The sequence below is a fragment of the Eubacterium sp. An3 genome (genome assembly GCF_002159465.1).
GTDB lineage: Bacteria > Bacillota > Clostridia > Lachnospirales > Lachnospiraceae > Anaerobutyricum > Anaerobutyricum stercoris.
The window spans coordinates 45807-60776 of record NZ_NFIR01000005.1 but is presented as its reverse complement, the minus strand read 5'-3'; the positions used below and the strand labels follow the sequence as shown (position 1 = coordinate 60776).

Genomic DNA, 14970 nt, shown 5'->3' with positions numbered 1-14970 from the left:
AGGCTTTATTTATTCTCGCCATTTGGCACTACGCTGGACATACCGTTGCAGATCAGCTTTGTGGCTACTTCTATCAGGTCTTCCAGAGGAAGTTTTTTGCCGTCGGCCACCCACTGGCGGTAGAGTAGCGTGGAGTTGGCGCCGTAGTAGGCAAAGACCAGGTTCTCCGCGTATTCGTCCATCTGGAAGACTCCTCTGTTGGTTTCCCGCCTGTGTTCCATTATTTTTTTATTGATTTTTTCCCAGACAGGCTGATAGCTGCCGCTGCACAGAAGTCTTTCGTGGAAGAGCGGCATGTGAGCGGCATGTTCAAAGAATAGCCGGATTAAAGCTCTGATGTCATTCATGTTGCTGTAGGATACCTTTCTTTTAATAAAATTGTCGGCAAGTTCGTTCTGAAGTTCTTCCAGCAGGTCGTCAAGCCCTGCGTAATGCAGATAAAATGTCTTTCGGTTAATTTGAGCCCGCGCGGTCAGTTCCTTGATAGTAATTTCGTTATAATCCATCTCACAGATCATTTCTTTAAAAGTCTGGTGAATCGCCTCGCGGGTTTTTCTCACCCGCAGATCTTCTTTTTTCTGGTAGTTTCTTTCATATTTCTTTCAAACCTCCTGTAAATACACATGATTGCTGTCGTGTGCGGCATAAACCGCAAAAGAAAAAGGAGTGGTCATTGCTTTTGACCCATAATCAAATTATAATGCAAACATGAGGAAAAATCAACACAAAGGAATTAAGTAACTGTATGTGGCTTATTGTGAAAGGAGATTCCCACATGAAAAGAAAACGAAGTATTGCAGCGATTTTAATGGCATGTTTCCTTGTTCTTGCAGCGGTCGGATGCTCTTCCGGACAGACGCCGTCTGACACGTCTTCTCCGGCTGCGGAAACAAGTACCGGACAGGAAAGTACCGGGCAGACAGAAGCAACCCAGGCGCCGGAGGCTGCGTCTGCAGCAGAAAATAATACGACTGATGCGGCTGGCGGTAATGTTTTGGTAGCTTATTATTCTTACACTGGAACCACCGAAGGAGTGGCACAGCAGATTGCCGATTTGACCGGCGGAACTTTGGCGGAGATTCAGCGGGTGGAAGATTACGGTGATCTGCAGGAAGAAGCGGAGGCAGAGATCAATGATGGCGTCCGCCCGGAGATTACCGTCAGCGTGGACAATGTGGAAGATTACGATACCATTTTCGTGGGATATCCTAAAATGGAGCAGGGTTATATCTGTGTATAGCGGTGTATTGCGTGGAGGAAGGAGGGCGAATAGGTACAGGAAACACAACAGAAAGAAAAAGTGTGTATAGAGTAAGGTAGGAACGACCATGAGAGTGGTCGCTTTTTTTATGGGAAAAATCCCCCTATCCTACAAGCTATAAGGAAAGGATTTCAGACATGCAGGATACAGAGGCAGAAAAGAAAGAAATCAAACGCCGCTTCCAGCTCTGGATCAGACCGTCCACCTTGGAGCTGGCGGACACTCTCTATGAAAAAGACAACTGCGACAGCCGGAGTGAATTCATCGAAAAAGCAATCTTGTTTTATGCTGGGTACCTTTCCGCAGAGGACAACAAAACCTATCTCCCCAATATCGTCACCTCCACGCTGAAAAGCATTGTGGCGGAAAGTAATCATCGGCAGAACCGGATGATTTTCAAGCTGGCCGTGGAGCTGGCGGTCATGATGAATGTGGTCGCAGCGAATAACAACATCGATCCGGTGTTACTGGAACGCCTGCGGGGAGAATGTGTCAAGGAAGTCAAAAGGCTGAATGGCTCCTTCTCTTTTGATGATGCGGTGAGCTGGCAGAAAGGATGGGAAGAAAACGAGTAGCAATTGAAAACGAATTGCAATCCCCGGTTCCTCTTGATATAATAATGGTTAGATATCACTAACTCATTTGCATATAGGAGGATAGATAGCCATGTCCGAATTTGGTATAGTAGAAGATACAATGTTTATTCCTATGGTGGGAAGGATTTACGCCAGCGAAAAGTTTCCGGGTATTTTATATGATAAAAAAGCACTTTCATTAAAAGAAAAGCTGCCATCCGCACTGTTGGAAACAGGAAATCAAAGTCAATACACGCTACTGGCTTCTGCATCCCGTTCCGCTAATATGGATCGGCATATCCAGAACTTCCTGAAACGTAAGCCGGATGGTGTTGTCATACAGTTGGGCTGCGGACTGGAGACAACATATGATCGCAATGACAATGGGCAAACCCAATGGTATGCTGTAGACCTTCCGAATGTAATCGAATACCGGCGCAGTTTGCTCCCGGAACCTGAGAAGGAAACTTATCTTTCAGGGGATGCTTTTTCAGACGGATGGCTCAGGCAGATCCGAAGGAACATGCCTGATACGCCTCTTCTGGTTACTGCAGGAGGTTTGTTCCATTACTTTCAAGAGGAAAAAGTTTTTGGCCTTCTGCAGATGCTGGAAGGTTTCGGGAATATAGAGCTTGTGTTTGATACGGTAAATAAAAGCGGCATGAAAATGTTGCAGAAGAAATATATGAAGCAGATGGGACATGAAAATGCCCGAATGTTTTTTTATGTGAATTCGGCTGAAGATCTGGTTACCACACTAGGTAGAGGTGTCAAAGTATTGGCGGATGAACCATATTACAAGTTTATCAAACGAGATGGATTAAAAATCATTACAAAAATCAGTATGGATATTTCAGATCGATTTGGAATGCTCAAAATGATCCATCTGGAGTGGAGGTAATGTAAATATGGTGGTCATGATAGAAAGTCTGATTGGTATCTTATTATTCACAATCCTGATTGTGTCGCCGACGCTGAAAAATCCCCTTGCCTCAGTGGGAGATTATCCCCGGCCATAAGGGAGAAATGTATGGAATTAGGATTAATCGAAAAAAGAGAACAACGTTTCCCAGGTCAGATATCATCTAGAAAGGATGGTGTGGTATAAAAAAAGTTGACAGTTTATTCTCAAGGATTTCATAATAGAATCATGAGAATAAGGAGGTATTCAAAATGGCACGTAAATATGACCATGAATACAAAGTACAGGCAGCAAAGCTTGCCAAAGAAATCGGTGGCGCTAAGGCTGCTAAAGAATTAGGAATCCCTGAAGGAACCATCCATACTTGGCTGAAAGCTGTAAGGGCCGGTAAGTTAGATATCGGGGAAGGTTCCCAGACCCCTGCCAGTGCAATGAGCCTGTCAGAAGAGATTACTATGCTGCGTAAGCGGGTGAAGGAGCAGGATAAAGAAATTCGCCGCTTGAAGGAAGAAAACGAATTTCTGGAGGAAGCCAGCGCTTTTTTCGCCGCCAGCCGTCGGAAGTCAGCAAAAACCAGAGAATGATATTTCTGGCTTTGAAAACAGAGGACGGCAGGATTACCGGAAAAATCTCATTTTATTGCCGGATGCTTGGTATCAGCCGGCAAGGTTTCTATAAATATCTTGCGAATAAAGACCGTCCTTGGAAGTACCAGGACTTGGCGGATGCCATGAAAGAAATCATCAACGAGGACGAATGTAACGATACTTACGGACGGATCCGGATGTATCAGGCACTGTTGCTGAAACAGCCGGAGGGAGTCCATATCCCAAGTGAGCGGACTGTATACCGGGTTATGGATCAAATCGGTCTGAGTCATCGGCCAAAGAGAAAACCGAATGGACTCACAAAGGCAGACCGGGAAGCCATGAAATCGGATGATCTGCTGAAGCGGGATTTCCATTCCGATGCCCCATTAGAAAAGTGCATTACAGATATCACAGAGATCCCGGCTTCCAATGGAAAACTGTATGTATCTGCGATTTTCGATTGCTTTGATCTTAGCGTCCTCGGTCTGGCAATGGAAACAAACATGAAAGCAGATTTGTGTATCCGAACACTGGAAAACGCCCTGACTGCTTATCCCACGCTGGAAGGTGCTGTTATCCACAGTGACCGTGGGACACAGTATACCAGCGAAGTCTATCGTCAAGCTATCCAGAAATACCATATCCAGCAAAGCATGAACAGTGCGGGAGGGCGCTGCCATGATAATGCACGCTGCGAGAGTATGTGGGCCAGAATGAAGACAGAGCTCCTTTATGACCGTTATGATACAAAGCAGATGACGGTAGAGGAATTAAAGGTACTCATTTGGAGATACTTCCTCAGCTACTGGAATAACCGGAGGATCTGCTCTGCCAATGGAGGGGTTCCTCCCATGGTAAAACGTAGGCAGTATTATGAGACTTTGGAGCTGGTGGCATAGTCAGTGATATCCTTGAGAAAAATGTGTCAACTAATCTTGACAATATCAGAAGCACTGAAAGGGTCGGACGACTGGTATTCGCCGCCCTGTTTCAATAAAAGGCGCTCGATCTCCTTCGGGGGAGGCGTCCCCGCCCGTTCCGCAAGGCGCAGGAAGTGGGAGCATTGGACGGGGCTTAAAAAGTATTTCGGCAGAACGCCGCCCTCCAAAATCGGCCACGACAAAAATCCGCTGCCTTCTTGCCAGCCTCCGGGTTCCTGCCCAATACTGGGCGTCCATGAGCCGCCAGGACACATCAGGCGTTCCCCCTCGCACCATTCCGGCGTTTCCCCATCTTCCCGAAGGAGGCATTGGAACTTCGGTGTCTGCGAAGGCGGATAGGACGGCTCTAAAATCCATCCGGTCATTTGTAGAAAACGCTCCCATGACGTTTTCCCAAACAAGGATAACTGGATATAGGTTATCAGTGGCATCCCTCATTTCATGTACAATACGGAAAGCCTGATAGAACAGGCTTGATTTTGCCCCGGCAAGGCCGGAGCGGTTGCCGATCAGTGAAAGGTTCTGACAGGGGGAGCCGAAGGTCAGCACATGGACAGGCTCGATTTTCCCGCCGTCTATCTTCGTAATGTCCCCCAGGTGTTCCATTTCCGGGAAGTGCCTTTTGGTAATGGAAATAGGGGCCTTTTCAATCTCGCTGGCCCACACCGGACGGATACCGCACCGGGAGGCCGCAAGCGGAAAGACCCCTATCCCGTCAAAGAGGCTCCCCAGCTTAATATCCGGCACCGTCCGGGGAACCCTGCCCCTTCACGTTCATAATGCCTTCCAGCGTGGTCGCCGCAATCCCATACCGGGCGGCAACCGCAATGTCGTTTTTCACGTCCTCGTCCACAGTCCCGCCGCAGACAAGGAGCATACGGGAGCGTTTGAGCATATCCCGGCCCATGTCGATACCGTCCTTGTGTTCCTCCGGCACGCTGTCATTGAGGATCAGCGGAAGGTACAGCTTCGGGCAGATAGGGGCAAGGCCCGCTTCATAGGCTGCCCGGCAGAACTCCACGGCAAGGTCGGTGTCCACCTCGGGAATACCACACCATGCGGCGGTGATGTATGCTAAAGGTCGCTTCATTTCTGGTTCCCTCCATTTCACTTATTAAATAAGGTAAAGCAAGGTACGCCCAACCCCTCCGCCCCTTCCCCCGGGGGAAGGGGGACGGCTCTGGAGAATTTATATCCCCGTCGCTTGACTGTGATAAAGCATAACCGGGAGAAATCCGTCAAGGGTGCCTTTGGCACCGCCTGCGGCGGCTCTGCCCTTGAACTGATTTTCCCGGCTATGCTACGGAATAACTGGCGACGGGGAATAATTTTATATCTCCAGAGCTTCGGGGCGTGGGGCAGAGCCCCACAGGTCTTGTGTCCTCGGGCCAGTATGGCCCGAAGTCCCGCTTATTTCTCCTTCTCGTTTTTCTTCTCCGGCTTCTCGTGTTCCTTCTGCTGGCCCTTCCAGTCGTCCAGCAGCTTGATGATCTGGTCCTTCATTTCCCTCGGGGTGGTTTCCTTCCCGAAGTATTTGCTCAGTTCAGCGCCCGTCAAAATCACTTTGTCTACCTCCTTCTTGTCCTCCATCATAATGCCGTCGATCACATCCCCGTTTAAGAGTTTCTTCTCGTCCAGTTCCCTCATGCGCTTTGCCTGTGCCTGGGACGGGGAGGACTGCTGGCTGTCGATGGCAACGGCGATATAGTTCTGGTTCTTCTTGCTGATATAGGAGAGCTCCACGGCAGTCGTGAAGCCCAGCTTCTTTGCGTCCATGAGGGCCATCAGGTCAGGGACAAGCTCATTGAGCCGGATATACCGCTGCACCTGTTTGACGGCCATCTTGTTGCGCTCGGCCACGATCTCGTTGGAGCGTTTGCCCGCGTCCTTCGGGTCAATCTGGCCCGAAGTGCGGGAGCCCTGGTGCTTGATGGCTTCAAGCTGCATTTTCAGCGCCTTTGCCCGCTCACTGGGGAGGATTTCTTCACGCTGGTTTAAGTTGTCCTCCACCATCTGCGTGATGGCCTCGTCGTCCGTCAGATTGCGGACGATACAGGGCATATCCGCAAACCCGGCAAGCTCGCTGGCTTTCTGGCGGCGGTGGCCGGAGACGATCTCATAGCCGCCGTCCTCCCGGGGCCGGACGATAGCGGGCTGGGTAACGCCCTTATCCTTGACGCTGGACACCATAGCCCGCATTTCCTCATCGTCCCGCACCTGGAACGGGTGGTTCTTAAAGGCGTGGAGCTCGTCCAGCTTGATATAGACGATCTGTTCCTCCCCACGGCGGGGCGCTTCTTTGGGCGGCTCCTGCTGCTTCGGCTGTTCCGGGGCCGGAGACTTCACAGCGGCAGAACCCTTGTCAGCCGCCTTTTTCGGAGCGGGAACCTTCGGGGCCTTTTCCTTGCCCCCGGTAGCTTTGTCCGCCGGTTCCTTCCAGATGGAAGTTTTCTTCGGGGCGGCGGGTTCTTTTGCCGGAGCGGTCTTTTTCTTGTCCGCCGGAGCTTTCGCCTGCGCCTCCTTCGGAGGGCGGCCCCTGCGCTTCGGTGGCTCCGCTGTTTTGTCAGGCTCCTTCTTTACAGCCTTATCCGGCTTTTCGGGCTCCTTTCCCTTATCCGGTGAGGTGGCTGCTTTCTCCGGCGCTTTTTCTTTTTCCGCCGCTTTCTTCTCGGCCATGATTTCCGAAAAGTTGTAGACGGAAACATTCGGGCTTTTCTCTGCGCCTGCCTTCTCGGAAGTGGGGGACTCCTTATCCTTCGGCGGTGCGGCTTTGTCTGCGTCCTGCTCCGGGGGCTTCTGTTCCGGCGCGGACGGTTCGGTTTTCACAGGCTCCTTGACGGGGGCCTGTTCCGGGGTCTTGCCCGGCCCGGTGTCCGGCGCTGCCGTCTCCGGGGCTTTTGTGGTTTTATCATCTGGCATACACGTTTACCTCCTGATTTTGAGCATGAAAAAAGGGGCCTGATTTTTCATCAGGCCCCGGTGGGGTTGTTCCTCCTTTCTTGCCAAGCTACAAAAATACCGCCCGTAGTCTCGTTTGGGCGGTATCTCTGCGTAAGATTGGCAGTCCATTGTTAAATTTTATAATGTTCCCTTTGTACACCGTTGCAACCGCTTTTGTATATCCATCACACAGTGCATGTCCTTCTACCAACGCTCCATATGCTGTAGAGACATTTTCTCCTTCCAACGTATAAGTGGTATGTGTCGCAACGTAATCAAAGATTGCCAATGTCTTTTTTGTTTTATTTAAAGTTTTGGGGATAGATTTTTTGATCTTTTTCACTTTCCGGCTTAATCTTTTCTGCATCTGCTGAACTTTTTTAGAACTCTGATCCATTGGATAAGTGATGCAAACAGTATCGGTGTTTCCCTGCCATATCATGTCCGTCCAGAATATTTCGGGATGCCGATATTTGAACCCAGTAAGATCTCTCATCGATGCAGAAACACCTGGTATGGTATATCCTCGTTGTTTGACCACTTGGATCACTTTCTCTTCGTCAGAAATGTCGTATGCAGAAACTGAAATGGACGAAAAAATAAGAAATAAAACGAATAGAAATGAAATAGTTTTTTTGTGCATAAATTATACCTCCAGTCATTTTCTAATTTTTTGAGTATCACAGGATTAATATGTGACTGAAAATAACTGGAAGTTAAAAAACACCTATGCGGAGGATGTCAAGAAAATGTTTGACGCAGTGTGAACATGGATATTGTCACTGTACAAACATAAGTTTTGTTGGGGAGACATGATCAAAAAGGCGGGGAGACCCCGCCTTGAAACTGTGTTAACAATCTTCTTCAGATACATAATCAGATAGATTGTAAACCTCATCATACCCAATGACTTCTACATTGTTTTCATACTCTCCAAAACCGTAGAAAGTACTATCTTCATCCGAGTCAAAAATGATCTTGGTATACCAATCTCTTTTGAAATCTTTATAATACTGGTTAATCTTTTCTGTTTCACCGTAAAACTCATTCACAAAACGGCATAAATCTTCAATACATCCCTTCGGTGCATCTGTTATCATGATAACAGCATCGTTACTCATGCTATCGGTAAACAACACCTTTCTTTTTTCGGACATAAATTTTTCGTTTAATTCACTAATCCGATCATTTAACCGCTGCATTGCTAACGTTATGATCGGATCACCTTTATATGCAGACGACGAAACTTCTTTTGTGCGTAAAGCTAAAATCTGTGCCGCAAACACGATTTCTTTATCCTTTACATATTTTTGTATATCTTCTTTGGTTACATCTTTCATAAATTATTCCTCCTACTTTCTCTTAGATAATGATAGGACAGTCACAAAGACGCCCATTCATGGCTACTTCTACTTCTTTTTGAATCGTATCCCTTGAAAATCCCTCTTTTGTAAAAAAAATGATCAATTCCTCTTTGATCTTTTTCTGTGTCAGCTGCGGTAACGTGCAGATATACCTTGTTTTAAATATCCATTTCTCCTTTATCTGTTTTTTTGCTAGGACAATATTTTTTTCTCATAATCGAGGATGTCCTCCCATGTAAGCCATTGTGGCTTTCCATCTTCCGGAAATTTTTCCCATAATTCTTTCATTTCCTTGATATGTCCCTGGGGATCACCGCCTAATATGGATGCAGCTTTTCTCCCATAACCAAGATAATAGTCACAGTTCATACGCATCCGATCTAAGAGCATGTACTCAAATTCATATGGATTCTCCTGATACGGCGCCGGATCAAAGAGAGATTCTGCCTGGATTGGATACAACGGTTCCCCATCCGGATCATTCCCTGTTACAGAATATAGTTCCGGTTTTCCCCGGCCCATATTAAGATCCTTCCAAATGTTTCCTTCCTGATCTTTGTACACCGGATGGGAAAAGTCATCCCTTCCAATGTATTTCATTACTAATGGTTTCATATAATCCTCCTCTCATTTGAAAATTGTTTTACGTAAGCAATATGGATGAATCACCTGATTTTTTTCTAAGAAATATAGAATAACACTCAAAAAAAATACCCGCCGGAGCGGGTATTAAAATATCAATTCCTTTTGCGTATATGGATGCTCATAGCTGCTTCAACTGTCTTGTACCCATATCCAGAACAATCACGAATAACCTCCCCTGTCTCCGGGTCAACGATCACATACCGGCTATTCCCTGGGCTGGAAAGAGTCGGTGATAACAAGATCTGATACCCGTCTGGATGAATCACATTTCCCTGTTCTTTCTTATTTGGTGTTAACTTACTATCTTCAATAGCCTGTGGATAAGGGAAAATTTTGAATTCGTTTCCGAACGCCATATAAATCTTATTTCCGTTAACATCTAGGACTTTCCCTTTCCCATATTTTTCATGATATAAGGTATCACCGTTCTTCACATTCACCTTATGTCTTTCAATTTTTCCATCAAGCACCTTAAATGGTATCTGTTCCGTCTTACAGATCTTCATCATCTGTTTATAATACGGGGATGGCTCTACTTCATCATCGTAATACGTTTCCGGCTTGATGATATACAGCTGATCCTTTGCACGGGTCATCGCAACATAAAACATCCGACGCTCCTCTTGCAGTTCCAATGCGGTTTCTGCATTCTTATTTGGGGTCACGCCATTGACCGCATTGACCACAAACACCACCTTATACTCAAGCCCTTTGCTCCCATGCATCGTTGTCAGACTCACAGCATCCGTGCCTTTTTCCCATTTCGTCTGCTCCATGATACGTTCATGGTAAGCTTGTCCAAATTGCATCCAATCTTTCATGGTAAGAAATCCTGAAGCATCTTTTTCCAGGTCGTCAAAGATCATATTTAAAAGATCGATGCTTTCATGCATATATTTTGCGTAATTTTCCAATCCTTTTTCATACCCTATCGCATCCCGGATATACGCTATCAGATCTTTCGGACGTGAAAAATTCTTTAATACCTGGATCCTTTCTCTAAACTGGATGATATCTTTCGTTTTTCGCCGGTTTCCTTTCTCAAGATACCATTCGATGATTTCATCGATATTCCTGCATTCTTTAAAGCACTGCCCAGTGATGTACAACGTTGGTCGTTTCATTGCCCGCTGCCATTTCTTATAATCACGTGACCCATTGGCGATCTCCCAAAAATTCAGGATGTCTTTATAGATGAAATGGTTATAGATATCGATGATATCATCTTTTTTCGCATAAAAAGGAATATCTTTCTCCATAAATTTTCCAATGATCGGCTGGCTTTCTTTATTGGTCCGGTAAATGACAGCCATTTCCCCATACGGCGTCCCTTTCTCATGTTCCTGCCTGACCATTCTCAGAATAAAATTTGTCTCTTCATTTTCATCTTCTGTCTGTACAAAACGGATACCTTCCAGCGATTCTCGATTTGCCTGCAGGTTCTTTGGGTAACGTTCCGCATTTTTTTCAATGAATTTCCGGGTTGCACGTACAATATTCCCGTCTGAACGGTAATTAACTCCCAACACTACCTTCTCCGCTTCCGGAAACGCTTTCCTGAAACTCAACATTATGGATGGGTCCGCCGCCCGGAAACGGTATAATGACTGGTCGTCATCCCCAACGATCGTTATATTCCGATATTTCTCTGCCATCAGATAAAAAATATCTGCCTGTATCCGGTTGGTGTCCTGAAACTCATCGATCATGATATATCGGTATGTATCTTGTATCATGGACAGGGCTCCCGGTTCCTCCATCAAGTGTTTATGGCAAAGGAGAAGGATGTCATCAAAATCATACTTGCCTTCTTTTTCCATCTCTCCCATATAGGAAAAATACATCTTTTCCATCTGGTAATCAGAAATCCCTTGAAAACCGGCAAATGTTGATGGATCCTGTACATCTTTCCGCATATTTTTGATATTACTGATCCCACTGGCTGCCGCTTTAATGAATTTCCGTTCATCTCCCGTTTGAAAACGGTATTTTTTATAAATGGAATACAGTTTCCCATATTTTTCATTTTCTGCACACAACTTCTCGTATGAATATCCGAAGTAATTTCTTAAAATGTTCAGACAGATTGCATGGATCGTACCGAAATTCACGCCGTTCCCGCCCGGTGGACAGATCTCCTTATATCTCGCTGCCATTTCCAATGCCGCATTCTTCGTGAATGTTGAGATTAAGATCTCCTGCGGCTTTATATGATATGTATTGATCAATTCCTTCGCACGGTTCACTATCACCGTTGTTTTCCCTGACCCCGGGCCTGCTACTATGATCAGCGGCCCATCTTTATGAAAGATAGCCTTTTTCTGCATCTCATTAAATCTACTTGACATGTTTCTTCCTCCCTGTATATCTTTATCCCCGCCAGATTAAATAAACTGAATCCGCGTTGTTATTTCTTACCAAAGTTTTCTCTTTACGCATCATTATACAAAAACTCTCTTTAGGATCATTGTTTCCCTGCGCAAATCCCGCTGCATATCTACATCATTCCTAATATACAGAAATTCATTCTATTTATTTGTTGAATCACCTTGGGGAGAAAAACAGGAATATCTATTTTTATTCTAAACTTCACTTTTCCACCGGAACCACCTTTGAAGGAACGCCTCTTTTACTTTTTCTATGTTATGTACTTCTATTTTCTTCGGAGCACCATTAATTTTAGAAAATCTATTCATATTCTAAATTTTACAGATAGCTTCTATACATCCATTTTTAGAACATCTATTTCTATTCCAAGTTTTCATACTTCCTATCTTTTAAGATACTTTTTACCATTTTAAAGCTTTACACACCTCTCTTTAGAATATCTATTGCTATTCCATACTTTTCATTCGCTTATATTTTAGAATACCTATTTTTATTCTTATTTCTTATTTATTTCATTTTTTAGAATATCTATTATCATTCCATTTTCCTGTTTTTCACTTATTTTTTAGAATATCTATTATTATTCTAGTTATTTAATCTTTTCCTTAATTTAGAACATCTATTATTATTCCATTTTTCATGCCCTTCTCTTTATTTTTAGAATATCTATTTTTATTCTAAGGTCTTGCTCACATCATATTTTTTAGAATACTAATTATTATTCTAATTTTCTAACTTCTCATCATTTTTAGAATATCTATTATTATTCAAATTTCCTCTCTTGCTTTATTATTTAGAATATCTATTTTTATTCTAAAATTTTCTCTACACAGCATTTTTAGAATACCTATTTCTATTCTATATTTTTTCTTCTTCAGCTTTCATACTCAGTAGTCAACCTTCCAGTTCCTAAAACCCTACACTTTCCTTCTCAAACCACATATTTTTATCCTTTATTACTTCTTTAAATCTTTTTCTGTGTATTTATTAGTGTACTTATTATCAAACAAACAAGCCTCTGTCTCACCGGCCCTTTTTGCTCATTCTTTCCCCTTGTACTTTTTTGCACTCCTTTACCCTTCTTTTTCTGGCATTTTTTGTCATTCTAAAACTATTCAAAAATTTTTCATCCCTTCACTCAGTCTTCAAAATCCAATCTCTTTTTACCTGATTTTCAAAAATCCGTATAACTTATTATGGATTTTTATTTTTCTCCTTTTAAACCTACTTTTTTAAAAAAGAAAAGTCGACAGCTCTCCAACAGATCAAGGACTATCACAACAAGAAAATGCAGGATTACCCTCAGAGACGCGCTTTACTACATGGCAAAAAATCATCTTACGTTTCATCTCATTTTGAATGATTTTTTTTCATTCTTTTTAAATTAATTAGCCTCCATCAAAAAGACTGGCGATTATTGCAGGGAAGCAGCGATTTTAATCCCGGATTTATTACGATGGTGGTGTAACAAGCTGTAATAGCAATAACAGGAGGAAACAAGATGACAGGAGAAAAGAAACAGACAACACAGGAACTTTATCAGGCTTATATGCCACGGGTAAAAGAACTCCATGAAAAAGAACTAGTAGGAACTATTTCAGAGATGGAGAAGAAAGAGCTTAAGTTGAGAAAAGAGGTGTTATTCAACAGTATTAAAAAATTTGGATATTCTCTCGTGCATAGCATGATTGCTGGACACAAATTTCCACCGGATATGTTCGTTGAAATTGAGGGAGAGTTATTTATCGAATTTTGTAATGTCCTTTACAACTATGATCCATACTATACGATGCCGACTACGTATTTTGTGCGTCCGTTTAAGGGAGCAATCAGTAGATACATGGCTTCCCGTAACGGAAAGACCGCATATGAAATCCAGAACTGGAAAAGAGTAAACCGGTGCATCCAGTTTTACGAAAGCAACGGAATGGAATGGACACCAGAAATGATCGCCAGTTCGTCAGGCTTATCCCTTCGGGTTGTACAATCCACTTTGGAAATCTGGTATCGTTCTCAATTGGTTGATATCGATGAAATTTTTGATATCAAAGATCAGAACAAAACACCGGAAGAAGCATTTATCGAACAGGAACGGCAAGAAACTATTGATAAGGTGATAAGAGAAACATTAACTCCGGAGGAATACCAATTATTTTTGACTCGTTTGAATCTGGACGGAAGAAAATCACTATCATTTGATAATGTAGCAAGAGTATCCAATCTGTCATTAAGGGAGGTTAGAGCTCAGCTTAGTAACATTTCAGTAAAGCTTTCTAAAGACCCGACTTTAAGAAAATTATTCAATATCTGTGAAGATAAACAAAAAGAGCTGGAAAAATCTTTATTGGAAGAACTCCCATTTGAAGATGATGAACCAACTCTGGATGATATTCTGGAGCAGTTTAAAGGTTTTAAATTTTAAAAAATTATTATTTTTTCTGCTCATGTTATTTATATAATTTTTAAACAAATAACAGGGAGGAAAGAATATGATCACAATGACATTAATAAGAACAACAAATCCGAAGATCCAGAATGAATTTCTGGGAGCAACAATAATGACTCTGGATATGCCAGATCTGGAAACTTTGCCGAACGATGAATTATCCGTTAAGTGGTATGGGAACGAAAAATCTGCAAACTTCTGGGAGATCAATAATGACTCACATAAAGGTAGCAGCGGATTTTACTGCCGCCCAGTACATATCGTAAAGCAAAAAAATCGGCTTACTATATATACGGAATATAATTCCTATGAATTCATTGTAAGGTAAAAATTTTAAAGTAAAAAAGCGGGTAGATCCCGCTTTTTTTACACCATTCCAAAACATTATTTTATCATATTTCAGCGAGAAGACCCCGACTCAATTTTGAGTCGGGGATGAATCGCTCTTTTTTGTGTAAGGACGTTTAGGCTTCCCCGGGTCTTCAATATATTGGCGGACGGTATCCAGACTTGCGCCCCCTGTACTGGAAATAAAAAAGCTGGATGACCAGAAAGCGTCGCCCCACAGATACTTCCTTACATCGTCTGGAAATTGTTTCTTGACCAGACGAGATAGGGTATTTTTTAGCGACGCTACAAAATGAGACAGGTTCAGGTTTGGGGGAAGGGACAAAAGGAGATGGATGTGGTCTTTGTCGTGGTTTCCCCCTATCAACGCTCCGTTTTTTCCCGCGATGAGCCTTCCTGCTTCCCGGATCAGAAAGTCTCCCATCTCCTGCGTGATGCATGGTCCCCTGTATTTCACAACAAGTACCAGATGGTATGTCAGCCGGTACACAGTGGTCTGTCTTCCCATACCCTTCCATGATACACCTCCAAAAAATCTCATAGTCAGCCA

At 43.8% G+C, this 14970-nt stretch carries 16 protein-coding genes; 7 read left to right on the top strand and 9 right to left on the bottom strand.

Annotated elements, in window-relative coordinates; translation table 11 throughout:
* Window positions 1-5: 5 nt before the first annotated feature.
* Window positions 6-560 carry a TetR family transcriptional regulator gene (locus B5F87_RS06895; RefSeq protein ID WP_087278798.1) on the bottom strand — a complete coding sequence of 185 codons (555 nt, stop codon included), beginning with the start codon at window positions 558-560 and terminating at the stop codon, window positions 6-8.
* A 215-nt stretch (window positions 561-775) separates the two neighbouring features.
* On the opposite strand from B5F87_RS06895, the gene B5F87_RS06890 reads away from it, so the two are divergent.
* The 5 genes from B5F87_RS06890 to B5F87_RS06870 all read left to right on the top strand — a co-directional run bounded on the left by B5F87_RS06890 (window position 776) and on the right by B5F87_RS06870 (window position 4247).
* Window positions 776-1240, top strand: a complete 465-nt coding sequence (locus tag B5F87_RS06890) for a flavodoxin (protein ID WP_158096986.1) — start codon at window positions 776-778, stop codon at window positions 1238-1240.
* A 158-nt stretch (window positions 1241-1398) separates the two neighbouring features.
* Entirely contained in the window at window positions 1399-1836 is a 438-nt protein-coding gene (locus B5F87_RS06885) for a hypothetical protein (protein WP_087278792.1), read from the top strand.
* Between the two features lie 91 nt (window positions 1837-1927).
* Complete coding sequence (locus B5F87_RS06880) at window positions 1928-2737, top strand: class I SAM-dependent methyltransferase (RefSeq protein WP_087150162.1); 810 nt, start codon at window positions 1928-1930, stop codon at window positions 2735-2737.
* 272 nt (window positions 2738-3009) lie between these two features.
* Entirely contained in the window at window positions 3010-3342 is a 333-nt protein-coding gene (locus B5F87_RS06875; protein ID WP_087278789.1) for a transposase, read from the top strand.
* Complete coding sequence (locus tag B5F87_RS06870; protein WP_087278785.1) at window positions 3339-4247, top strand: IS3 family transposase; 909 nt, start codon at window positions 3339-3341, stop codon at window positions 4245-4247. Before B5F87_RS06875 ends, B5F87_RS06870 begins: the two co-directional genes overlap by 4 nt.
* Window positions 4248-4292: 45 nt before the next feature.
* Here the strand turns inward: B5F87_RS06870 and B5F87_RS06865 are convergent, their stop codons facing one another.
* The 7 genes from B5F87_RS06865 to B5F87_RS06835 all read right to left on the bottom strand — a co-directional run bounded on the left by B5F87_RS06865 (window position 4293) and on the right by B5F87_RS06835 (window position 11586).
* The gene (locus B5F87_RS06865) at window positions 4293-5036 is read right to left on the bottom strand and encodes a DNA cytosine methyltransferase (protein WP_204246058.1); all 744 of its coding nucleotides are present in this window, start codon (window positions 5034-5036) and stop codon (window positions 4293-4295) included.
* The gene (locus B5F87_RS06860) at window positions 5023-5379 is read right to left on the bottom strand and encodes a hypothetical protein (RefSeq protein WP_087278782.1); all 357 of its coding nucleotides are present in this window, start codon (window positions 5377-5379) and stop codon (window positions 5023-5025) included. The genes B5F87_RS06865 and B5F87_RS06860 overlap by 14 nt, the downstream gene beginning before the upstream one ends.
* A 320-nt stretch (window positions 5380-5699) precedes the next feature.
* A complete protein-coding gene (locus tag B5F87_RS06855; RefSeq protein ID WP_087278779.1) occupies window positions 5700-7208 on the bottom strand; it encodes a ParB/RepB/Spo0J family partition protein in 1509 nt (502 codons plus the stop codon).
* Between the two features lie 88 nt (window positions 7209-7296).
* Window positions 7297-7872 (bottom strand): hypothetical protein, encoded by a 576-nt coding sequence (locus B5F87_RS06850; RefSeq protein WP_087278776.1) that lies wholly within the window; start codon window positions 7870-7872, stop codon window positions 7297-7299.
* Window positions 7873-8080: 208 nt separating this feature from the next.
* Window positions 8081-8569 carry a hypothetical protein gene (locus B5F87_RS06845; protein WP_087278773.1) on the bottom strand — a complete coding sequence of 163 codons (489 nt, stop codon included), beginning with the start codon at window positions 8567-8569 and terminating at the stop codon, window positions 8081-8083.
* A 216-nt stretch (window positions 8570-8785) separates the two neighbouring features.
* Complete coding sequence (locus B5F87_RS06840) at window positions 8786-9208, bottom strand: LPD11 domain-containing protein (protein ID WP_087278770.1); 423 nt, start codon at window positions 9206-9208, stop codon at window positions 8786-8788.
* Between the two features lie 122 nt (window positions 9209-9330).
* Complete coding sequence (locus B5F87_RS06835) at window positions 9331-11586, bottom strand: ATP-dependent helicase (protein ID WP_087278767.1); 2256 nt, start codon at window positions 11584-11586, stop codon at window positions 9331-9333.
* Between the two features lie 1541 nt (window positions 11587-13127).
* Here B5F87_RS06835 and B5F87_RS06830 point away from each other — a divergent pair.
* The gene (locus tag B5F87_RS06830) at window positions 13128-14048 is read left to right on the top strand and encodes a hypothetical protein (RefSeq protein WP_087278764.1); all 921 of its coding nucleotides are present in this window, start codon (window positions 13128-13130) and stop codon (window positions 14046-14048) included.
* A gap of 67 nt (window positions 14049-14115) precedes the next feature.
* On the top strand, window positions 14116-14400 hold the full coding sequence (locus B5F87_RS06825; RefSeq protein WP_087278760.1) for a hypothetical protein: 285 nt from the start codon (window positions 14116-14118) through the stop codon (window positions 14398-14400).
* 90 nt (window positions 14401-14490) lie between these two features.
* Here B5F87_RS06825 and tnpA read toward each other — a convergent pair whose 3' ends face one another.
* Window positions 14491-14928 carry an IS200/IS605 family transposase gene (tnpA, locus tag B5F87_RS06820; RefSeq protein WP_158096985.1) on the bottom strand — a complete coding sequence of 146 codons (438 nt, stop codon included), beginning with the start codon at window positions 14926-14928 and terminating at the stop codon, window positions 14491-14493.
* Between the last annotated feature and the right edge of the window lie 42 nt (window positions 14929-14970).